Origin of the sequence: Kocuria sp. CPCC 205258 (genome assembly GCF_040981005.1) — a bacterium.
GTDB classification, from domain to species: Bacteria; Actinomycetota; Actinomycetes; order Actinomycetales; family Micrococcaceae; genus Kocuria; species Kocuria rosea.
This window is the reverse complement of record NZ_JAVKPS010000001.1, coordinates 673,763-693,186: the sequence shown is the minus strand read 5'-3', so window position 1 is coordinate 693,186 and position 19,424 is coordinate 673,763. Positions and strand designations below refer to the sequence as shown.

The 19,424-nt window shown below is 75.1% G+C and carries 21 protein-coding genes and 2 riboswitches; of the genes, 9 read left to right on the top strand and 12 right to left on the bottom strand.

Annotation, left to right across the window (positions count from 1 at the left end; translation table 11 throughout):
* Positions 1-146: 146 nt before the first annotated feature.
* Complete coding sequence (ald, locus tag RF644_RS03230) at positions 147-1,268, bottom strand: alanine dehydrogenase (protein ID WP_368795360.1); 1,122 nt, start codon at positions 1,266-1,268, stop codon at positions 147-149.
* Between the two features lie 112 nt (positions 1,269-1,380).
* Between ald and RF644_RS03225 the strand changes: the two genes are divergently transcribed.
* Positions 1,381-1,887, top strand: coding sequence for an Lrp/AsnC family transcriptional regulator (locus RF644_RS03225; RefSeq protein WP_368795359.1), 507 nt, complete (start codon positions 1,381-1,383; stop codon positions 1,885-1,887).
* A 15-nt stretch (positions 1,888-1,902) separates the two neighbouring features.
* Here the strand turns inward: RF644_RS03225 and RF644_RS03220 are convergent, their stop codons facing one another.
* Both RF644_RS03220 and RF644_RS03215 read right to left on the bottom strand, forming a co-directional pair.
* The gene (locus RF644_RS03220) at positions 1,903-2,874 is read right to left on the bottom strand and encodes an NAD(P)/FAD-dependent oxidoreductase (protein ID WP_368795358.1); all 972 of its coding nucleotides are present in this window, start codon (positions 2,872-2,874) and stop codon (positions 1,903-1,905) included.
* A 26-nt stretch (positions 2,875-2,900) separates the two neighbouring features.
* Complete coding sequence (locus RF644_RS03215) at positions 2,901-3,758, bottom strand: methyltransferase domain-containing protein (RefSeq protein ID WP_368795357.1); 858 nt, start codon at positions 3,756-3,758, stop codon at positions 2,901-2,903.
* A 47-nt stretch (positions 3,759-3,805) separates the two neighbouring features.
* Between RF644_RS03215 and RF644_RS03210 the strand changes: the two genes are divergently transcribed.
* Positions 3,806-4,456: a helix-turn-helix domain-containing protein gene (locus RF644_RS03210; RefSeq protein ID WP_368795356.1), complete on the top strand. Its 651-nt coding sequence runs from the start codon at positions 3,806-3,808 to the stop codon at positions 4,454-4,456.
* A gap of 37 nt (positions 4,457-4,493) precedes the next feature.
* On the opposite strand, the gene RF644_RS03205 is transcribed toward RF644_RS03210, so the two are convergent.
* Positions 4,494-5,873 (bottom strand): MFS transporter, encoded by a 1,380-nt coding sequence (locus RF644_RS03205; RefSeq protein WP_368795354.1) that lies wholly within the window; start codon positions 5,871-5,873, stop codon positions 4,494-4,496.
* A gap of 230 nt (positions 5,874-6,103) precedes the next feature.
* Here RF644_RS03205 and ppgK point away from each other — a divergent pair, with 230 nt between their 5' ends.
* Positions 6,104-6,964, top strand: coding sequence for a polyphosphate--glucose phosphotransferase (gene ppgK / locus RF644_RS03200; protein WP_017831904.1), 861 nt, complete (start codon positions 6,104-6,106; stop codon positions 6,962-6,964).
* A 14-nt stretch (positions 6,965-6,978) separates the two neighbouring features.
* Here the strand turns inward: ppgK and RF644_RS03195 are convergent, their stop codons facing one another.
* Positions 6,979-7,170 (bottom strand): hypothetical protein, encoded by a 192-nt coding sequence (locus RF644_RS03195; RefSeq protein ID WP_126346821.1) that lies wholly within the window; start codon positions 7,168-7,170, stop codon positions 6,979-6,981.
* Between the two features lie 350 nt (positions 7,171-7,520).
* Here RF644_RS03195 and RF644_RS03190 point away from each other — a divergent pair, with 350 nt between their 5' ends.
* Positions 7,521-7,868, top strand: a complete 348-nt coding sequence (locus tag RF644_RS03190) for a hypothetical protein (protein WP_017831906.1) — start codon at positions 7,521-7,523, stop codon at positions 7,866-7,868.
* A 64-nt stretch (positions 7,869-7,932) separates the two neighbouring features.
* Here RF644_RS03190 and RF644_RS03185 read toward each other — a convergent pair whose 3' ends face one another.
* The 7 genes from RF644_RS03185 to thiE form a co-directional block, all read right to left on the bottom strand.
* Positions 7,933-8,136: a DUF2945 domain-containing protein gene (locus RF644_RS03185; protein WP_126346822.1), complete on the bottom strand. Its 204-nt coding sequence runs from the start codon at positions 8,134-8,136 to the stop codon at positions 7,933-7,935.
* 84 nt (positions 8,137-8,220) lie between these two features.
* The gene (locus RF644_RS03180; protein ID WP_368795353.1) at positions 8,221-9,897 is read right to left on the bottom strand and encodes an MDR family MFS transporter; all 1,677 of its coding nucleotides are present in this window, start codon (positions 9,895-9,897) and stop codon (positions 8,221-8,223) included.
* Positions 9,894-10,520 (bottom strand): TetR family transcriptional regulator, encoded by a 627-nt coding sequence (locus RF644_RS03175; RefSeq protein ID WP_368795351.1) that lies wholly within the window; start codon positions 10,518-10,520, stop codon positions 9,894-9,896. Before RF644_RS03175 ends, RF644_RS03180 begins: the two co-directional genes overlap by 4 nt.
* 84 nt (positions 10,521-10,604) lie before the next feature.
* On the bottom strand, positions 10,605-10,934 hold the full coding sequence (locus RF644_RS03170; protein ID WP_095650718.1) for a DUF3140 domain-containing protein: 330 nt from the start codon (positions 10,932-10,934) through the stop codon (positions 10,605-10,607).
* 174 nt (positions 10,935-11,108) lie between these two features.
* Positions 11,109-12,017 (bottom strand): VOC family protein, encoded by a 909-nt coding sequence (locus RF644_RS03165; protein WP_368795349.1) that lies wholly within the window; start codon positions 12,015-12,017, stop codon positions 11,109-11,111.
* Positions 12,018-12,115: 98 nt separating this feature from the next.
* Complete coding sequence (locus RF644_RS03160) at positions 12,116-13,165, bottom strand: hypothetical protein (protein WP_368795348.1); 1,050 nt, start codon at positions 13,163-13,165, stop codon at positions 12,116-12,118.
* A 98-nt stretch (positions 13,166-13,263) separates the two neighbouring features.
* A complete protein-coding gene (thiE, locus tag RF644_RS03155; RefSeq protein WP_368795368.1) occupies positions 13,264-13,893 on the bottom strand; it encodes a thiamine phosphate synthase in 630 nt (209 codons plus the stop codon).
* Positions 13,894-13,998: 105 nt separating this feature from the next.
* Positions 13,999-14,102, top strand: a riboswitch (TPP riboswitch).
* Between thiE and RF644_RS03150 the strand changes: the two genes are divergently transcribed.
* From RF644_RS03150 to RF644_RS03130, 5 genes are all read left to right on the top strand, one after another.
* Positions 14,098-15,462, top strand: coding sequence for an FAD-dependent oxidoreductase (locus RF644_RS03150; protein WP_368795346.1), 1,365 nt, complete (start codon positions 14,098-14,100; stop codon positions 15,460-15,462). (Overlaps the previous riboswitch by 5 nt.)
* Positions 15,459-15,698 carry a sulfur carrier protein ThiS gene (thiS, locus tag RF644_RS03145; protein ID WP_017831913.1) on the top strand — a complete coding sequence of 80 codons (240 nt, stop codon included), beginning with the start codon at positions 15,459-15,461 and terminating at the stop codon, positions 15,696-15,698. Before RF644_RS03150 ends, thiS begins: the two co-directional genes overlap by 4 nt.
* Before the next feature lies 1 nt (position 15,699).
* The gene (locus RF644_RS03140) at positions 15,700-16,560 is read left to right on the top strand and encodes a thiazole synthase (protein WP_368795345.1); all 861 of its coding nucleotides are present in this window, start codon (positions 15,700-15,702) and stop codon (positions 16,558-16,560) included.
* On the top strand, positions 16,557-17,732 hold the full coding sequence (gene moeB / locus RF644_RS03135; RefSeq protein WP_368795343.1) for a molybdopterin-synthase adenylyltransferase MoeB: 1,176 nt from the start codon (positions 16,557-16,559) through the stop codon (positions 17,730-17,732). The genes RF644_RS03140 and moeB overlap by 4 nt, the downstream gene beginning before the upstream one ends.
* Before the next feature lie 131 nt (positions 17,733-17,863).
* Positions 17,864-17,958: riboswitch (SAM riboswitch) on the top strand.
* Positions 17,959-18,071: 113 nt separating this feature from the next.
* Entirely contained in the window at positions 18,072-19,421 is a 1,350-nt protein-coding gene (locus tag RF644_RS03130; RefSeq protein ID WP_368795341.1) for an acyl-CoA dehydrogenase family protein, read from the top strand.
* Positions 19,422-19,424: the final 3 nt, after the last annotated feature.

The window sequence follows — 19,424 nt, the reverse complement described above, 5'->3', positions numbered from 1 at the left end:
CCCCCGCTCCAGGACCTCACCGAGGCAGACCTCGCCGACCTCACCGCCCTCATCGACGCCCTCCCCACCGGAGCTGACCAGGGCGATCGCCCGGGCCGGCACGCCGTCCCGGCCGCCGGCTGATCCGCCCGGCGCGGGCGGGCGGCTCAGGCTGCGGGCAGCAGCTCCGCCCGGTCGACGACGTCCAGGCCGTGGGCCTCGCCGACCGAGCGGTGCGTCACGTGGCCGGCCATCGTGTTGAGCCCGGCGGCCAGCGCGGGGTCGGCGGTCAGCGCCGCCGCAACGCCACGGTCGGCGAGGGCGGTCACGTAGCGCAGCGTCACGTTGGTCAGGGCGTAGGTGGAGGTGTTGGGCACCGCGCCCGGCATGTTGGCCACGCAGTAGAACAGGGTGTCGTGCACCGGGAAGACCGGGTCCTGGTGGGTGGTGGGACGGCTGTCCTCGAAGCACCCGCCCTGGTCCACGGCGATGTCCACCAGGACGCTGCCCGGCTTCATCCGCCCGACCATCTCGTGGGTGACCAGCTTCGGGGCCCGGGCTCCGGGCACCAGCACCGAGCCGACCACGAGGTCCGCCTCGGTCACCGCGCGCTCCACCTCGTAGGCGTTGGAGGCGACGGTCCGCAGCCGCCCGGCGTACCGGTCGTCCAGGGCGCGCAGCCGGTCCACGTCGATGTCCAGGATCGTGACCTCGGCGCCCAGCCCCACGGCCATGGCGGCCGCGTTGGTGCCGGCCACGCCCGCGCCGATCACGGTCACCTGCGCGGGGCGGACCCCGGGCACACCGCCGAGCAGGACGCCCTTGCCGCCGCCGGTGGCGGTGAGGGCCGAGGCCCCGGCCTGCACGGAGAGCCGGCCGGCCACCTCGCTCATCGGCGCCAGCAGCGGCAGCCGACGATCGGCGGTCTGCACGGTCTCGTAGGCGACGGCCGTGACCCCGGCGGCCAGCAGGGCGCGGGTGAGCTCCGGCTCCGCGGCCAGGTGCAGATAGGTGAACAGGACCAGGCCCTCCCGGAACCGGTGGTACTCGGAGGCGATCGGCTCCTTGACCTTCAGCACCAGGTCCGCCCGGGCCCACAGCTCGTCCGGGTCCGCCACGACCTCCGCGCCCGCGGCGGCGAAGTCCTCGTCCGCGAAGCCCGAGCCGACTCCGGCACCGGCCTCCACGAGCACCCGGTGGCCGCGGCGGCGCAGCTCGTGCACGCCGGAGACCGTGATGGCCACCCGGTGCTCGTTCGTCTTCACTTCGGTGGGAACGGAGATGATCATCGAGGGCCTTCCGCAGAAAACGTAGAATGGGTGTCACAAAACTACGATCCGACACCGTTGCCGGGGCAGAAGTCGACGATCCTTCGGCAATCGGTGCAGAACTGGACGAACCATGGAGAAGGTGACCCCGCCCACGCGGGCCGCTCCGCAGGATCGGCGGCCCCGGGACGAGCTGGACGACCTCGACCGGCGCCTGCTCGCGCTGCTGCGGGAGAACTCCCGGATGACCAACCAGGCGCTCAGCGAGGCCCTCGGCGTGGCCCCGTCCACCTGTCTGGCCCGGATGAAGGGCCTGCAGCGCTCGGGCGTGATCCGCCGCTTCACGGTCGAGGTGGACCCCCGGGCGCTCGGGAGCACCATTGAGGCCCTCATCAGCGTGCGCCTGCGGCCGGGGGCTCGGCACCTGATGTCCGCGTTCGGCGAGGGGCTGAAGTCGGTGCCCGAGGTGTCCCAGTTCTTCTTCCTGGCGGGCTCGGACGACTTCCTGATCCACGTCACGGCGCGGGACACCGACCACATCCGCCAGTTCGTCCTCGAGCACCTGTCCTCCAACCAGGCGGTGGCGGCCACGCAGACCAGCTTGGTGTTCGAGCACGTCCAGGGGTCCGTGGAGCCCTGACCGCCCCCGGGGCCCTCAGCCGCGGCGGGGAGTCCCGGCTCCGGCGCCGTGCGCGCGGGCCCGCACGGCGCCGGCCGCCGCCTCGGCCACGAGGTCCGCGTTGATCGCGGCGGCCGCGCCGACCCCCGCCCCCGCCGCGGAGGAGACCATGGCCGAGAGGTCGCCGGCGTTGCCGGCCGCCCACACGCCGGGGACCTCGGTGCTGCCCATCGGGCCCGTGGCGATGAGCGCCCCCGCGGGGTGGTCGGTCAGGGTGCCGCCGAGCTGCTCGTACAGCTCGGCCCGGGCCGCGAAGCGGGGCGCCACGACCAGGGCGTCCACCGGGACTTCCTGCCCGTCGTCGAGGACCACTGCGCGCAGCACGTCCCCGTCGGTGCGCAGCCGCTGCACGGGCCCCTCGGCCACCCGGATCCCGAGGGCGGAAAGCTGCTCCCAGGCCTCGGGGCCGGGATCGGGCATCCGGTGCGGGAAGAAGGTGACGTCCTCGCTGAGCTGCCGGAACAGCAGCGTCTGGTGGATGCTCATGGGTCCCGCGCCGAGCACGCCGATGCGCCGTCCGCGGACCTCCCACCCGTGGCAGTAGGGGCAGTGCAGCACGCTCCGCCCCCACAGCTCGGCCACGCCGGGCACGTCGGGCAGCTCGTCGACCAGTCCGGTGGCGAGCAGCAACCGCCGCGCGCGCAGCACGCCGCCGCCGGCGAGACCGACCGTGAACCCCTCCTCCTCCGCCCGGGCGGTGACGGCGCGGTCCCGGAGGATCTCCGCCCCGTACTGCTCCGCCTCCCGCCGGCCGGCGGCCAGCAGCTCGAGCGGCGGGATCCCCTCCCGGCCGAGGAGGTTGTGCGCGCCGCCGGCCGGGGCGTTGCGGGGTTCGCCCGCGTCCACCACGACCACCGATCGCAGGGATCGCGCCAGGGCGACGGCGGCGCTCAGGCCGGCCGCACCGCCTCCGACGACGACGACGTCGTACGCGGAAATGCTGTTCATGGTCTGCTTCCTCTCGTGCTGGTGGTTCATGGCCGGTGCGCCGCCCAGACGAGGCGTCCGGCGCGCAGCACCAGGTCCTCCCGGTGCAGGACCGCGCCGGGGGAGTCCTCGGTGAGCAGGTGCTCGAGGGCGAGCAGGTCGTCGGCGTCCAGCCGGCCGGCGAGGACCGGGAGAGCGCGGCGGAACGAGTGGTCCGCCCAGCGCCCCGTGCCGGGCGGGGCCGGCCGCGCCTCGACGCCGAACCGGCGCTGCCCCGCCGGCCGGAAGCCGGCCTCCTCCAGGCGGGGTCCCCAGTCGGGCACGGCGTTCCAGCGCGCCCGGGCGAGGACCTCGTGGCAGCGGCGCTCCAGGCCCGGGCGGCCGATCCCGATGTCCTCGGGCAGGAACCGCGGCAGCGCGTCCATCTCCACGACCGCCAGGAGACCGCCGGGGCGCATCCCGGCGCGGAGCTCCCGCAGCAGCCGGTCCGGCGCGGCGAGCTCGTGCAGCGAGGAGGCCGCCCAGGCGAGGTCGACCGCCCCGACCTCGGGCCAGGCGGTGTCCAGATCGGCCTGTACCGTGCGGATCCGGTCGGACGGGCCCGGTGTGCCGGCCGCGGCGCGGAGCCGCTCGAGCCTCGGTGCCGACCGGTCGATCGCGACGATCTGCGCCGACGGGAAGCGGCGGGCCAGGAGCCGGCTGCCGGACCCGGTGCCCGCGCCGATGTCCGCGACCGTGCCCGGCGCGCCGTGGACGTGCCGGGCGACCCAGTCGAGGACCTCCTCCAGCAGCGGGCCCAGGATCTCGGCGTCCAGCTCGAGCAGCTCGGCCAGTCCGTCGTCGTCGTGCTGCTCGGGGTGGGTGTGGTGCCCCGCCGTCGGGTGCGGGGAGTCGTGCGGTGTCATGCCTCCACGGTAGGCGGGGAATGCCTTCAAGGCATACACTCTTGCCCATGACGCAAGAACTCGACCTGGACGCTGTGATCCGGCGCCGCATCCGCGGTCTCCGGCTGGCGCGGGGCTGGTCCCTGGACGCGCTCGCGGCCCGGTGCCACCTCAGCCCGTCCACGCTGAGCCGGCTCGAGACCGGGCACCGCAGGATCGCTCTCGACCAGCTGGTGCCCATCGCCCGGGCGCTCGACACCTCGCTCGACCAGCTCGTCGAGTCCCCCGAGGACGAGGACGTGGTGATCCGCCCGCAGCCCAGCAGCACGCCGGGGCTGACCATGTGGTTGCTGTCCTCCGAGCGGGCCCTGCACGGGATGACCGTGGCCAAGATGCGCATCCTGCCGGGTCCGCCCCCCGCACCGGACCGGCTGGCGGTGCACCCGGGCCGGGACTGGTTCACCGTGCTCTCCGGGACCGCCCGTCTGCACCTGGGCGAGCGGGTCATCGTGGTCGAGGCCGGTCAGGCGGCGCAGTTCTCCACGATGGTCCCGCACGCCATCGTGGCGCAGGGCGGACCGGTGGAGATCCTCACCGTGCTCGACCACGACGGCGAGCGCGCCCACCTGCACGCGGACGAGCCTGCCGGCGAGCGGCGGGTGCCGGCGCCGGCCGATCGCCCCGCGCCCGGCCGGGACGGACCCGACCCGACCGGGTGAGGTGCGACCGGGGCGCCCGGCCGGCGGGCCGCTCGGCTCAGGCGCCCGGCGCCGCCGGCGCCGTCTCGGCGCGCCCCGGTCGCCCGCGCCGCGCGGCCGGACCGGCCGGGCCCGGGAACTGCGGGATCAGCGCCACCGAGCCGGCGGCGACCAGGGCCACGGCGGCGAAGACGATGAAGTTCCACTGGAACGGCAGGGCCATCGAGCCGATCCAGCCGCCGATGAGCGGGCCCGAGATCGCGCCGATCCGGGCGAAGGACAGGGCCCAGCCGGTGGCGGTGGCCCGGGAGTGGGCGGGGTAGTACTCGGCCACCCAGCCGGTGAGCACCAGCGAGGTGGAGATCGAGCCGATGCCGGCCAGGGCCACGAACACGTAGTTGACCACGATGCTGTTGGGGAACATCAGCAGCAGGATCCCCGCCCCGCCCAGCAGGTAGAAGACCACCAGGATCAGCTTCTTGCCGTAGGCGTCCGCGGCGCGGCCCAGGGCGATGCCGCCGATGGCCGAGGCGAGGCTGAAGACCACCAGGAACGTCAGGGCCGGACCGAGCTCGTAGCCGGCCGAGCGCATGATCGAGGGCAGCCACGTGTTGAGGCCGTAGACCAGGACCATGCCGCAGAACAGGGAGATCCAGAAGAACACCGTGGCGGTCAGGTAGCCGCCGGAGAACATCGCAGCCAGGGACTGCTTCCAGCCCACGGACCGCGCCTTCGCCTCCTCGGAGCGCACCGGCGTCCAGTCGCCCTCGGCGAACGGGGACACGTTCAGCCGCTCGGCCAGGCGGGCGGCCTCCTCGCGGCGGCCCTTGCCCATGAGGTACTCGAGGGACTCGGGCAGCAGCCTGGCCACCAGCGGCAGCAGGACCACGGGCAGGAACCCGACGCCGACCACCCAGCGCCAGCCCAGCGTGGGCAGCAGGACGATCGCCACGAGCGCGGCGGCCAGGATGCCGAGGGAGTAGCCGGAGTACATCACGCCGTAGTTGAAGGACCGGCGCCGCGGCGCCGAGTACTCGATGGTCAGGGCCGCGGCCACCGGGATGATCCCGCCCATGCCCAGGCCGCCGAGCAGCCGGAAGAGCCCGAAGACCTCCGGGGTGGGGGCCAGCGCGGCGCCCAGCTGCATGGTGGTGAAGATGGCCATCGAGACCAGCAGCATCCTCCGCCGGCCGATCCGGTCCGAGAGCGTGCCGATGACCATGGCCCCGATGAGCATGCCGACGAGGGCGTAGGAGCCGAGGCCGCCGAGCTCCAGCGGGGTGAGGTCCCACTCCCGGTGCTCCGCGAGGGCGGGCAGCACGGCGCCGAGCACGCCGACGTCGTACCCCTCGGCCAGGATCGCGAGCCAGCAGGCGAGCAGCACCCGGTTGGTGGTCTTCGGCGGGACGGGCCACGCGGCGGTGGTGGGACTGGTCATGCGGGGAAGTCCTTCGAAAGGCGGCGGGACGCCGGGGCGCCGGGCGGGGCGCGGGCGCTCGCCGGGGTGACCGGGACCCCTCGATTCTAGGGAACGCCCGGGGCGGGACGGTGGCGCCGGACGGGTGGCGGGGCCGGTGCGAATAATTGCCGTCCCCGCCCGGTTGTACAGTCGAACAGGCGCCGCCCGCTCGAGGGCGCGCCGTCCCCGCCTCGATCCAGGACCGTGAGATGACCTGTGCCCTGCCGTCCGTCCGGACGCCCCCGACCGTCCCGCCCGTCTCCGCCGGGGGCGACGACGACGCCCGCTGCCTCGGGGTGGACATCGGCGGAACGACCATCAAGTACGCGGTGGTGGACCCGGTCCGCGGCACCACCGTGGGCCCGGTGCGCCGGGTGCCCACGCCCGCGCCGGCCACCCCGGCCGCGGTGGTGGCCGTCCTGCGCGGGGTCCTGGAGAAGCTGGAGCGCGCGCCCGGGCCGGGCGGGCCCCTGGCCGGGGTCGGCGTGGGCGTCCCGGCGATCATCGACCACGGCATCGCCCGCTCCGCCGCCCACCTCGACGACTCCTGGATCGGCACGGACGCCCGGGAGCTGCTCGCCGCCGGACTGGGGCGCGAGGTCGCGGTGCTCAACGACGCCGACGCCGCCGGGCTGGCCGAGGTGCGCTTCGGCGCCGCCCGGGGCGCGAGCGGGACGGTGCTGGTGATCACGCTGGGCACCGGGATCGGCTCGGCGCTGTTCCTGGACGGGGAGCTGATCCCCAACAGCGAGTTCGGCCACGTGTGGCTGGACGGCCGGGACGTGGACGGCTGGGCCGGCGCCTCCGCCCGGATGGAGGAGGCCCTGGACTGGCCGACCTACACGGACCGGCTCCAGCGCTACCTGTCCCACCTCGAGCGCCTGATCTCCCCGGATCTCATCGTCCTCGGCGGAGGCATCAGCGAACGGCACCAGGAGTTCCTGCCGCACCTGCGGCTGCGCGCCCGCGTGGCCCCCGCGCAGCTGCGCAACGCCGCCGGCATCGTCGGCGCCGGCCGCCAGGCCCACCTCGGCGCCCTGCGGGCGTCCGGTCTCGTCGGCAGCCGCTGAGCCGGATCGGGGCATCAGCCCCTGGTGTGCTCCGGCATCGGGGGAGCCTCATCGGGCCGCCGGGCGGTCTCCCGGGCGGTTTTCCGGGCGTCCAGCGGGCCGGTGCCCGCGGCGGTGGACCGCCGTTCCGGCAGCGCACCGGGCCGCCCCCGGTCCTGCTGCTCCAGCCGGCAGAGCGCGGCGTTGTTCATGTTGATCGTGATCACGGCATCGACCCCTCGTAGCTCATGTCAGTGAATGTAGGCGCGCGGCGGGGCCGCACCGCAGACCGCGGGGCGTTCCGTGCGTCACAGTCGGCTGTGCCGTCTGTCCGCCCAGGTCAGAAGAGGGTCGGGGGCTCGGGGATTGTGACTCTGTGACGCCCGGCGACGCCCGGGGCGCCGGAGTCTGCAAGTTCGTGCACCGCGGCCGGCGGGCCGTGGACCGATGCGAAGGACTCTTCCCCTGTGTGACGTGGCTCTCTATCATGGGAAGGGACAGCGTGGTCGAGCACACCCGCCCGGCACCGGGACCTTCTGCAGCTCCCGATGCGCTCGCACGACTGGAGATCCCCGCCATGAGCCTTTCCGAACTGACCCCTGTTCCCGACGACACGGGACCCCTCGACGTCCTCCCCGGCATCGGCGTGGGTCCGGTCGTCGACCCGATCTCCTCCATCACCGTCTCCCACGTGGCGCGCTACCGGATGCGCACCGACCGCGCGGGGCTGAACCTGCGGGCGGGCGAGATGGTGCTGTGCGCGCCCTACGACCCGGTCGAGCTGGGCATGGTCGTCCTGGTGCGCTGCGAGGCCGACGGGTACAGCCCGGGCGCCCTGGTCCCGGCGTCCGACGTCGAGTACCTCGAGCCGGCCGGCCCGTCCTTCGGCCCGTTCGTCTGGGGCACTCCCGGCGTCCGCGGCTGAACGCCGCGTCCCGCCCGACTGCCGCCGCGCCCGTCCTCGGGCCCGCGGCGGGGCAGGTCTCCGGCTAGGCCTCGGTGAGGGCGTCCGCCTTGTGGGTCGCGCGGGCCCCGGAGCTGTCGGACTCCACGATGTAGTGCGGATCGTCCGTGCTCGCGCGGTACGTGCGTCCGTCGAGCTCGAAGTCCTCGGTCTTCTTCTCGACGATCTTCCCCTCGGTCCTGCCCTGCGGGGTGTTCCACGTGACCCTGGTGCCCTTGCTCAGGCCCATCCGCTGCTCCTCTGCTCGTCCCCGGTGCGTGTGCGCCCCCGGGGGCGCCGCCGGCCAGGGTGCCTGCCGTGCACGGTGCCCAGCCTACGGAGCGCTCCGCGCCCCGGCCAGCGCGCCGCGGGCGTCCCGCGCGTCGTCGCCGGCGACCCGCTCCTCCTCGTCGTCGGCGCGCGGCGCGGCGGGCTCGTCGGCGGTGACCACGAGGCGGCCCTCGGCGAGCGCCTCCGGCTCGACGTCCTGCTCGATCGTGGTGGCCAGCGGCTTCTCGGCGACGAAGCACAGCACGGCGGCCGCCAGCAGGCCCAGGGGCATGATCCACAGGTAGATGGGCGTCAGGGCGTCGTTGTAGGAGGTCACGATCGGGTCCTGCAGCGCCTGCGGCAGGGACGCGACCACGGCGGGGGTGAGCGAGTTGGCCCCGCCGGCGCCGCCCTCGAGCGCGGCCGCCGGGACGCGCTCGGCCATCATCTCCGCCAGCCGGCTCGCGAAGACACTGCCGACCACTCCCGAGCCGAGGGTGGCGCCGATCTGGCGGAAGAAGTTGTTCGCCGCGGTGGCCGTGCCGACCTGGCGCAGGGGGAAGGTGTTCTGCACGATCAGCACGAGCACCTGCATGGACAGGCCCAGACCCAGGCCGAGGACCGCGATGTAGAGGCACACGTGCCACACCCCCTGCTCGGAGGTCAGGGTGGCGAGCAGCCCCATGGCCGCGGCCACGATCACGCTGCCGGCCACCGGCAGCCACTTGTAGCGCCCGGTCCGGCTCACGGCCTGACCGGCGAGCACCGAGGTGACGAGCATCGTGCCCATCATCGGCACCATCAGCAGCCCGGACCGGGTGGCGTCGACGCCGAAGACCATCTGCAGGTAGGTGGGCAGGTAGCCGAGGGCCCCGAACATCGCCACGCCGGTGAGCAGACCGGCGAGGGTGGTGAGGACGAAGTTGCGCTCGCGGAACAGGTGCATCGGGATGATGGGCTCGGCGGTGCGCCGCTCCACGGCCACGAACGCCGCGGCGGCCACGAGCGTCCCGGCGATCAGCCCGAGGATCACGGGGTCGGTCCAGGCGTACTTGCCGCCGCCCCAGGTGGCGAACAGGACCAGGCAGGTCGTGGCCACGGCCAGCAGCACCATGCCGCCGATGTCCAGGCGCGGCCGGCCGCTGTGCCGGGGCAGCTTGAGGAACAGGACGGCCCCGGCCAGCGCGAGCAGGCCGAGCGGGATGTTGATCCAGAAGACCCAGCGCCAGCCGGGGCCCTCGGTGAAGAACCCGCCGAGCAGCGGGCCGGCCACCGAGGACACCGCGAACACCCCGCCCATGACGCCCATGTACTTGCCGCGCTCCCTGGCCGGGACCACGTCGGCGATGGCGGCCTGGGAGAGGATGATCAGCCCGCCGCCGCCGAGACCCTGGATCGCGCGGGCCGCGATGAGGACCTCGATGGTGCCGGCGAGCGCGCCGACCACGGAGCCGGCCATGAACACCAGGATCGCGCCCAGGAGCAGGGGCTTGCGGCCCATCAGGTCCCCGAGCTTGCCGTACACGGGCATCATGATCGTCGAGGCCAGGATGTATGCCGTGATCACCCACAGCATCTCGTCGACCCCGTTGAGCTCGCCCACGATCGTGGGCAGCGCCGTGCTGAGGACGGTCTGGTTCAGCGCGGCCAGCAGCATGGAGAGCATCAGGCCGACGAAGAGCAGCGCGAGGTGCCGGGAGCCGGAGCCCGGTTCGGCGCGGTGGGCGGGGGTGCGGGTCATGAGAGCTTCTCCTGGAGACGGTGGAGGAGGGAGAGCGCCGACTCGTGGTCCTCGGTCGGCAGGCCGTGCGCCGGGGAGTAGCTCTCGGCGGTGATGGCGAAGCGCAGCGGGACGCCGCCGAGCAGGACCAGCATCCGGGCGACCTCGTCCACGCGGTGCTCCCCGATCCCGGCCGACCACGCGGGGTCCCGGGCCAGCAGCTCCGCGAGGGTGTGGCGCACCAGGGCCTCGGCCTCGAGCATCAGCTCGTGCCGGCGGCGGCCCAGGCTCGGGTGGTCCTGCAGCAGCCTCCGGCGCCGCTCGGCGTCCTGTCCCGCGTAGGCGCTGCGGGAGACGGCCAGCAGCAGGCGCGAGACCTGGCCCAGCAGGTCGCGCTCGAGGGAGAAGCCGTCCAGCAGCTCGGGGTCCAGCGAGGGGGCCCGCATGCCCAGGACGGCGTCCTCCTTGGCGGGGAAGTAGTTGAAGAAGGTCCGCGGGGAGACGCCGGCCGCCGCGGCCACGGCCTCCACCGTGGTGCCCTCGACCCCGTGCTGCACCGCGAGGGCGGCAGCCGCCTCGTGGATCGCGGACCAGGTCTCGGCCTTCTTGCGGGCGCGCAGGGTGGGAGGGGATTCGGCGTTCATGCCCACATTTTTGCACCTCTGCAAGTTTTGCACAACTGCAATATTTGCCCGGCCCGCCCGGCGGCGCCGGGCGGGCCCTCCGGCTCAGTCCTTCAGGGGGTCGTGGCCCCAGTTCATCAGGGAGTAGCGCCACCGGGTCTCGCGCACGTCCCCGTCGGGGCGCTGGGCCAGGTGGCGGTGGACGTAGCCGACCACCTTGCGCATGTGCTCGTGGTCGGCCTCGGTGCGCTCGCCCTTCGGCTTCTGCAGGATCTCCACGATCCTCCGCCCGGAGCGGTGGCCCACCGACTCCCCGCCGTCGTCCTGGCCCACCGAGGTGGACTCGTCGGTGTCCAGCCACGTCGACAGTTGCTTTGCGGTCATGTTGACGGCCTCGTCGAAGTCCTTGCCGGTGGTGTCGTCCTTCTCGCCCATGCCCTGCTCCTCGCTCTCGGACCGGGCGGCCGCCGTGTCGCCGCACGCCCTCGGTGCCCGGGCGCCCCGGGTACGAGGCCCAACCTACCGGCGGGCCGAGGTGCCGGCGAGCACCCGCGGGCGCCGAGCACGGCGCCGCCGGCGGGTGGGTGCGGACGCCGCACCGGGCCGGGACTACGCCGCGACGCCCACCTGGATCAGGGTGTTCCAGGGGTCCTCGAAGCGCAGCACGGCGCCGTCGTGCCGGGTGGGGATCCGGTGGTCCGCGAGCCGGGACGCCAGGGCCGCGACGTCGTCGGCGTCCGGCAGATCGATGTTGACCTGGCCCAGCCCCAGCGACGCCGCCCGCGGGCCGGCCCCGGCGCTCTGCCAGGTGTTGAGCGCGATGTGGTGGTGGTAGCCGCCGGCGGCGATGAACAGGGCGGAGCCGATGTCGCTCATCACCTCGAAGCCCAGCACGTCCACGTAGAACTGCCGGCCCAGCGGGATGTCACCCACCTGCAGGTGCACGTGTCCCAGGGTGGCCGGCGGCGCCGGGAGCCGCCCGCCCTGCTCGGCCAGGTGCTCCTGCAGGAAGCCGTTCGGGTCCAGGGGGTTGGAGGCCAGGGTCAGCAGGCCGGTGGGCTCCCGCCGCCACGTCTCGCGGGGGCGGTCCGTGTAGAGCTCCACCCCGTTGCCCTCGGGGTCGTCGAAGTAGAAGGCCTGGCTGTAGAGGTGGTCGGCGCTGCCGGTGAAGGAGCGGGGCGCCACGGTCGCCACGGACGCGAGCGCCGCGGCCAGGGCCGGCTCGTCGTCGAAGACCACCGCGGTGTGGAACAGGCCGGCCTGCCCGCGGCGGGCCGGCGGGAGCTCCTTGACCTGGCGCAGCCGCAGGACCGTCCGGCCGTCCCGGCCCAGGACCGCCGTGTCCCCGGCGTGGGCGAGCACGTCGAGGGTCACGGCGTCCGAGTAGTAGGCGACCATCGTGTCCAGGTCGGAGACCAGCAGCTCCACCGCACCCATCCGGGTGTCCGCGGACAGCAGGTCCTCGGCGGGGCGCTTCGTCAGGCTCTGGGGAGCGGGGTTCTGGGGAAAGATCGGCATCGCGGGGTTCTCCGTCGGCAGGGGCGGCGCATTGGTTGATGTGTCCCCAAGAATAGCCCCAGAAGCTTTCCTGTGCAAGTAAATGGCGTGCGTTGGGCTCAGAGGATGAAGATCAGGGCGGCGATCACCGCCAGGATGCCCAGGAAGACGAACCCCCACGCCTTGAGGTTGTCGGAGTCGTCCTCCTCGGGCTCGGCCGGGCGCGGCGGCCACCCGCCGGGGCCGGGTCCGAACACCGGCCCGGAGGCGCCCTGGGCACCGGTGCCCGGTGCGCCGGGCTGCTGGTCCCCGGGGCCGTACCCGGGGGTGCCGTATCCCGGACCGCCCGGGCCGGGTGCCCCGGGTTCGGGGTGCTGGCCCGGGAACTGCCCGGGCGGCGGCGGGGCCGGGCTCGCGGGGCTCACCCCCCACTGGGGGTTCTCCGGCGAGCCCGCCGGAGGGGCGCCGGGCGGGGGTGTTCCCGGGCGGATGTCACCGTCCGCGGCCGGGCCGGTCACGGAGGAGGATCCCGCGGTCGGGCCCGGCGCCGGGGGAGCCGCCGGCGGCAGGGTCTCGCCCGAGAGCACGGGCCCGTCCTCGCGGTGGCCCCGCTCCGCCTCGTTCAGCAGGGTCACGAACTGCTCGAGCGGCTCGGACCCGTCGTGCTCCCGCGCCAGGAAGCGCTCGGCGCGGCGGCGCACCACCTTGTAGACGCGCCCGTCGTCGGGAATGCCCAGGTCCCGGGCGGCCCGCGCCACGGCCAGCGGGGGCTGCTCCGGCAGGGGGTTGGTGCCCCACTCCAGGAGCCCGGTCAGCAGGGGGCGCTCGAGCACGGCGGCCAGGGCCGCCCGGGCGCCCGGCACCCGGGTGAGCTCCAGCAGCCCGCTCGGCGGCGCGGACGGGCACCCCGGCACGTCGCTGGGCAGCCGGGCGGCGCGCTCCAGCCAGAAGGTGTCGCCGAAGAGGGTGGCGAGCAGCACGGCGGCGGCGAGCCGGTCGTCGCTCGGGGCGGCGTCCTCCGGGAGGCCCTGCTCCCAGTGCGTGCCGAGGGCGCGGCGGGCGGGCTCACCGGCCAGCCGGACGCGCAGCTGCGCGTCCTCCGGGCCGCGGGCGGTCTCCGCGGGGCGCTCCACCGCGTGCCGCACCTGGGGGTCGAGCTCGGGGTCCATGGGCCACCTCTCCGTCGTCGTCCTGCGTCCATGCTCTCAGAACGTGCTGGACGGCGGCGGGGAGCCGACGGTGAGACGGGCGGCGGTCCGCCCCGGGCTCAGGCGGGGAGCAGACCGCGCAGCTGCCCGGCGGCGACGCGGGGATCGGGGGCCTCGGTGACGGCGCGGACGACGACGACGCCGCGCGCCCCGGCCTCCAGCACCTGCGGGAGCCGCGGCTCGTCGATGCCGCCGATGGCGAACCACGGCACGGGCAGGACCTCCGGGTCCGCGTCCAGCCGGGCCTCCGTCAGCTCGGCGACCGCGCGGACGAACTCCAGCCCGGTGGCCGGGCGCCCCGGCTTGGTGGGCGTGGCCCAGACGGGGCCGGTGCAGAAGTAGTCGACGTCCGGGTCCTCGAGCGCCGCCGTGGCCTGTCCGAGGTCGTGGGTGGAGCGCCCGATCAGCACGTCGGGGCCCAGGAGCCGCCGGGCCTGGGCGGGGCTGAGGTCGTGCTGGCCCACGTGGAAGACGTCGGCGCCCACGAGCGCGGCGATGTCGGCGCGGTCGTTGACCGCGAACAGGGCATCGTACTCGGCGGCGACCCGGCCCAGCAGCTCCAGCGCGGCGATCTCCTCGTCCGCGTCGATGCTCTTGTCCCGCAGCTGGACGATGTCCGCGCCGCCGGCGTAGGCCGCGTGCAGGAACTCCTCGAGGTCGCCCCGGTCCCGGCGGGCGTCCGTGCACACGTACAGCCGGGCGGCGAGGAGACGGGCCGTCCGGGTGTCTCGCAGGGAGGACTCGGCAGGGGCGGAGGCGTCACGGGTAGGGTGGGTCACACGCTGATGATAGGTCAGCGGTTCTGCGGGAGCCCCACCGGGGGCTGAGAGGGCGTCCAGCGCCGACCGCCACACCTGATGCGGGTCATGCCGCCGGAGGAAAGGACGTTCCCTGTGACTGCCGCGCACCCCGCCCCCACGACCGCGCCCCACCCGCTGGTCGACGGGCCCGAGCACGTCCGCGCCGACGTCGCCGTCGTCGGCGCCGGGGTGATCGGCCTGGCCACCGCCTGGGAGCTGCGCCGCCGCGGCCGCTCGGTGGTCGTGGTGGACCCCGAGCCGGGCTCCGGCGCCAGCCGCGCCGCGGCCGGGATGCTCGCCCCGGTGAGCGAGGTCCAGTACCGGCAGGAGCCCCTGTACCCCCTCATGACCGCCTCGGCCGCCGAGTACCCGGCGTTCGTGGCCGCCCTCGAGCAGGCCGCCGGCGGGACGGTGGGCCACCGGGCCACCGAGACCCTGGTCTGCGGCGTGGACGCCGCCGACCGGCAGGCCCTGGCGGACCTCCGCGCGCTGCAGGGGCGCCACGGCATGACGGTGGAGCCGCTGACCCTGCGCGCCGCCCGCACCCTCGAGCCGGCCCTGAGCCCGCGGCTGTCCGCGGCGTTCCGGATCCCCGACGACCACCAGGTGGACCCGCGCCGCCTCGTGGCCGGGCTGCTCGCAGCCCTCGTCGCCCCGGAACTCCCCGACCTCCCGGAGCTCCCGGAGCGCCCCGGGCTCCCGGCCGCGCGCGACGGCGGACCGGCCCGGCTCGTCCACGACCTCGCCACGGGGCTGCGCCGCAACGCCGAGGGCGCGGCGACCGGCGTCCGCCTGGCCGGCGGCGGGATGGTCTCCGCGACCTGGACGGTCCTCGCCCCCGGCGCCGGGCTCGGCGAGCTCGAAGGGCTGCCGGAGGACTGGCACCCGCCGCTGCGGCCGGTGCACGGGGACATCCTGCGCGCCCGGGTCCCCGCCGGGGCGCCGGAGCTGCTCGGGCGCACCGTCCGCGGCCTGGTGCACGGGGTGCCCGTCTACCTGGTGCCCCGCGCCGACGGGACCGTGGTGATCGGGGCGACCTCCCGCGAGGACGACCTGACCGGTCCCAGCGCCGGCGGCGTGTTCCGGCTGCTGCGCGACGCCCAGGCGCTCGTGCCCGGCGTCGCCGACCTCGAGCTGGTCGAGGTGCTGGCCCGCGCCCGGCCCGGCACCCCGGACGACATCCCCTACCTCGGCCGGGTCCGCGACCCGGACGGATCGCCGGTGCCGGGGCTCGTGGTCTCCACCGGCTACTTCCGCCACGGCGTCCTGCTCGCCCCACTGGCCGCCCGGCTCGCCGCGCAGCTGGTGGCCGGCGGGACCGGAGCCGATCCGGCCGCCGACGCCGAGCACCTCGCCACCACCGACCCGCACCGCTTCGACCGCCCCGTCGAGGCCCGTCCAGGGGATCCCGCGCCGGCCGCCGCCGGGCCCGGGCCCCGGAGCAGGAGCACCCGATGACCGCCATCACCCTCAACGGCCGCCCGCACCGCGTGGCGGCGGAGGCGACCGTCGTCGACCTCGTCGCCGAGACCGTCGGCCGCCCCCTGGGCCCCGACGGCGCCCCGCTGGACGGCGGGCGCCTCGGCGTGGCCGTGGCCGTGGACGCCGCGGTCGTGCCCCGCAGCCGCTGGCGGCGGACCCCCGTGGCGGAGGGCCAGTCCATCGAGATCATCACCGCCGTCCAGGGAGGCTGACGTGACCGCCCTGCACCCCGACCCCCTCGTGCTCGACGGCATCGAGCTGAACTCCCGGCTGATCATGGGCACCGGCGGCCTGAGCTCGCTGCACACCCTCGAGCAGGCGCTGCTGGCCTCCGGCACCGAGCTGACCACCGTGGCCCTGCGCCGCTACGCCCCCGGCCAGGGCGACTCCCTCTTCGCCCTGCTCGAGCGCAACGACATCCGGATCCTGCCCAACACCGCCGGGTGCTACACCGCCCGGGACGCGCTGCTGACCGCCGAGCTCGGCCGGGAGGCCCTCGAGACCGACTGGGTCAAGCTCGAGGTCATCGCGGACGAGGACACGCTGCTGCCCGACGTGGTGGAGCTCCTCGACGCCACCGAGCAGCTCGTGGCCCGCGGCTTCAAGGTCTTCGCCTACACCTCCGACGACCCGGCCGTCGCACGCCGCCTCGAGGACCTGGGCGCGGCCGCGGTGATGCCCCTGGGCGCCCCCATCGGCACCGGGCTGGGCATCCTCAACCCGCACAACATCGAGCTCATCGCCTCCCGGGCGTCCGTGCCCGTGGTGCTCGACGCCGGGATCGGCACCGCCTCCGAGGCCGCGCTGGCCATGGAGCTGGGCTGCGACGCCGTGCTGCTGGCCAGCGCGGTCACCCGCGCCCAGGACCCGGTGGCGATGGCCACCGCGATGCGCCACGCCGTGCTCGCCGGCCGGCTCGCCGCCGGTGCCGGGCGCATCCCGGCCCGCCGCCACGCCCACGCGTCCTCGCCGATGGCCGGGCGGATCGACACGGACGCCGCCGGTGCCGGGCCGGCTGACGGCCCGGCGGACGTGCCGCGCGGGGACTGGGCGCCCGTGGGGGAGCGGCCGTGAGCCCGCTGCCCCCGCTCGTGGAGCCCGGCCCCGAACTGACCCGCGAGGAGCTCGAGCGCTACGCCCGGCACCTGACCCTGCCCGGGATCGGGACCCTCGGCCAGCGGCGGCTGCGGAACGCCCGCGTGCTCGTCGTCGGCGCCGGGGGGCTCGGGTCCCCGGCCCTGCAGTACCTCGCCGCGGCGGGGGTCGGGACCCTCGGGATCGTCGACGACGACGTGGTGGCGGTCTCCAACCTGCAGCGCCAGGTGGTGCACACGACCGCCGACGTCGGCCGCCCCAAGTCCGTCTCCGCCGCCGAGGCCGTCACCGCGCTCAACCCGCTGGTGGAGGTCCGCACCCACCCCGTCCGGCTGGACGCGGACAACGCCGTGGACATCATCGGCCGGTACGACCTGGTCCTGGACGGCGCCGACAACTTCGCGACCCGCTACGTGGTCAGCGACGCCGCCGCCCTGACCGGCACACCCTGCGTGTGGGGCTCCATCCTGCGCTTCGAGGGGCAGGTCAGCGTGTTCTGGGCCGGGCACGGGCCCACCTACCGGGACCTCTACCCCGAGGCCCCGCCGGACGGCGAGGTGCCCAGCTGCGCCGAGGGCGGGGTCTTCGGCATGCTCCCCGCCACCGTCGGCGCGGTCATGGTCACCGAGGCCGTCAAGCTCGTCACCGGCACCGGGGAGCCCCTGCTCGGCCGGGTGCTGCTGCACGACGCGCTGGCGATGACCTGGCGCGAGATGCGGCTCACCCCGGATCCCGACGCCGCCCCGGTCACCGCGGTGGCCCAGCCCGCCGCGGTCTGCGCGCTGCCCGGCGCGGACGCCTCCGAGACCGTCGGGGCGGCCGAGCTGGCCCGGCTGCTCGAGCGCCGGGAGCGCGGGGAGGCGTCCTTCGCCCTGGTGGACGTGCGCGAGGATTGGGAGCGGGAGCTCGTGGCCATCGACGGCGCCGTGCCCGTCCCGCTGCAGGAGATCCTCGACCGCGGCGCGGACGCCCTGCCCCCGGAGGCCCGTGGCACGGACCTCGTGCTGCACTGCAAGGCCGGGGCCCGCTCCGCGACCGCGCTCGCCGCGCTACGCTCCTTCTACGCCGGGCGGGAGGAGCGGGTCCGCCACCTCGAGGGCGGGGTGCTCGCCTGGGCGGCACAGGTGGACCCGGACCAGCCGGTCTACTGACCCGGTCTCCTGCGGCACACCGCTACACCACCGCGGAGGACGTGACCTTCTGTGACGCCGTCGTGACACTCCATGACGTGCGCCCGTCATCCGGTTGGCCCCGGACCGGGCGGTCTGATGCCATGGCAAGCGCCCCATTCAGAGCGGCTGAGAGATCTGGCTCGACGACGCCGCAGCAACCCGCCCTCCACCGGGGTCAGGGTGCTAATGCCAGAACCGATGGAGATCCCGGATCTGCAGTCGGTCCGTGACGTCAGCCTCCGGCGCTGACGCCACCGGGCCCGCCCCCGGCGCGACCGGCCGACCGGCAATCCTCGGTGCGACCGAGAGGACCACCGCATGACCCCGAGCACGGTCGAGGAGACCACCGCCCATCCCCGCGCCGGCACGGACCTCGCCGCCGGCCTGCCCGGGGACTACTCCGGGCTGCGGGAGCACTTCCGGCCGCTGTTCGCGGAGATCGCCGCCGGCGCCCTGGACCGGGACCTCCGGCGCGCGCTGCCCTACGCGGAGGTCGGCCGGCTGGACCGGGCCGGGTTCGGCGCCCTGCGCGTCCCGGCGGCCCACGGCGGCCCCGGGGTCAGCCTCGAGGACTTCACCCGGCTGCTGGTCGACCTGGCCGAGGCCGACTCCAACATCGCCCACCTCTACCGCTCCCACCACGGCTTCGTGGAGTCCCTGCGCTTCCTGCCCCGCGAGCTCCAGGAGGTCTGGTACCCGCGGGTGCTGGCCGGGGCCACCGTCGGCAACGCCTCCACGGAGAAGGGCGGCAACGCGCTGGGCACCCTGAACACCGTGCTGAGCCGGACCCCCGAGGGCTGGGAGCTCACCGGCCGGAAGTTCTACGCCACCGGCTCCGTCTTCTGCGACTACACCCGCGTCTCGGCCGCCCTGGACGGCCGCGACGGGCGGCGCTTCGCCGTCGTCGCCACGGACGCCGAGGGTGTGACGCTCGAGGACGACTGGGACGGCTTCGGGCAGAAGCTCACCGGCACCGGCACCGCGGTCTTCGACCGGGTGCGTGTCCCGGAGGACGCCGTGCTGGACCGCACCGCCGGCAGCGCGGAGGCCGTCCACGAGGCCGCCTTCTTCCAGATCGTGCTGCTGGCCGTGCTGGCCGGCATCGCGCGGGCGGCCCGGAGGGACGCGGTGGAGACCATCGCCGGACGCCGGCGGACCTTCAACACCGGGCTCGGCCTGCCGTTCCGCGACGACCCGCTGATCCAGGAGGCCACCGGACGGATCTCCGCCAAGGCCTTCGCCGCCGAGGCCACCGTCCTGCACGCCGCCCGCGCCCTGGACGCCGGGATCGCCGCCGCCGCAGCGGCCGGCGCCGACCGGCCGGAGTTCACCGGGGCCCTCCCGGCGGCGCTGCACGAGTCCGAGATCGCCGTGGAGCACGCCCAGGTCACCGTGCCGGAGCTGGCGCTCGGCGCGGCCCAGGACCTGTTCCTCACCGTGGGCGCCTCCGCCACGTCCACGGCCAAGGGCCTGGACCGGCACTGGCGCAACGCCCAGACCGTGGCCACCCACAACCCGATCGCCTTCCGCGCCCGAGCCCTCGGCGACTACCTCATCAACGGCACCCTGCCGGAGGGCCTGAACGCCATCGGCGACGCGAGGACCGGCGCCACGACCGACCCCGCGACCGACGGCACGACCGACGCCGACCGAACCCCAGGAGCCTGACGC

Excerpts from the sequence above, each read along its gene's own strand:
- ald (WP_368795360.1), bottom strand. The coding sequence starts at position 1,268 with ATGATCATCTCCGTTCCCACCGAAGTGAAGACGAACGAGCACCGGGTG.
- RF644_RS03225 (WP_368795359.1), top strand. The coding sequence starts at position 1,381 with ATGGAGAAGGTGACCCCGCCCACGCGGGCCGCTCCGCAGGATCGGCGG.
- RF644_RS03220 (WP_368795358.1), bottom strand. The coding sequence starts at position 2,874 with ATGAACAGCATTTCCGCGTACGACGTCGTCGTCGTCGGAGGCGGTGCG.
- RF644_RS03215 (WP_368795357.1), bottom strand. The coding sequence starts at position 3,758 with ATGACACCGCACGACTCCCCGCACCCGACGGCGGGGCACCACACCCAC.
- RF644_RS03210 (WP_368795356.1), top strand. The coding sequence starts at position 3,806 with ATGACGCAAGAACTCGACCTGGACGCTGTGATCCGGCGCCGCATCCGC.
- RF644_RS03205 (WP_368795354.1), bottom strand. The coding sequence starts at position 5,873 with ATGACCAGTCCCACCACCGCCGCGTGGCCCGTCCCGCCGAAGACCACC.
- ppgK (WP_017831904.1), top strand. The coding sequence starts at position 6,104 with ATGACCTGTGCCCTGCCGTCCGTCCGGACGCCCCCGACCGTCCCGCCC.
- RF644_RS03190 (WP_017831906.1), top strand. The coding sequence starts at position 7,521 with ATGAGCCTTTCCGAACTGACCCCTGTTCCCGACGACACGGGACCCCTC.
- RF644_RS03185 (WP_126346822.1), bottom strand. The coding sequence starts at position 8,136 with ATGGGCCTGAGCAAGGGCACCAGGGTCACGTGGAACACCCCGCAGGGC.
- RF644_RS03180 (WP_368795353.1), bottom strand. The coding sequence starts at position 9,897 with ATGACCCGCACCCCCGCCCACCGCGCCGAACCGGGCTCCGGCTCCCGG.
- RF644_RS03175 (WP_368795351.1), bottom strand. The coding sequence starts at position 10,520 with ATGAACGCCGAATCCCCTCCCACCCTGCGCGCCCGCAAGAAGGCCGAG.
- RF644_RS03170 (WP_095650718.1), bottom strand. The coding sequence starts at position 10,934 with ATGGGCGAGAAGGACGACACCACCGGCAAGGACTTCGACGAGGCCGTC.
- RF644_RS03165 (WP_368795349.1), bottom strand. The coding sequence starts at position 12,017 with ATGCCGATCTTTCCCCAGAACCCCGCTCCCCAGAGCCTGACGAAGCGC.
- RF644_RS03160 (WP_368795348.1), bottom strand. The coding sequence starts at position 13,165 with ATGGACCCCGAGCTCGACCCCCAGGTGCGGCACGCGGTGGAGCGCCCC.
- thiS (WP_017831913.1), top strand. The coding sequence starts at position 15,459 with ATGACCGCCATCACCCTCAACGGCCGCCCGCACCGCGTGGCGGCGGAG.
- RF644_RS03130 (WP_368795341.1), top strand. The coding sequence starts at position 18,072 with ATGACCCCGAGCACGGTCGAGGAGACCACCGCCCATCCCCGCGCCGGC.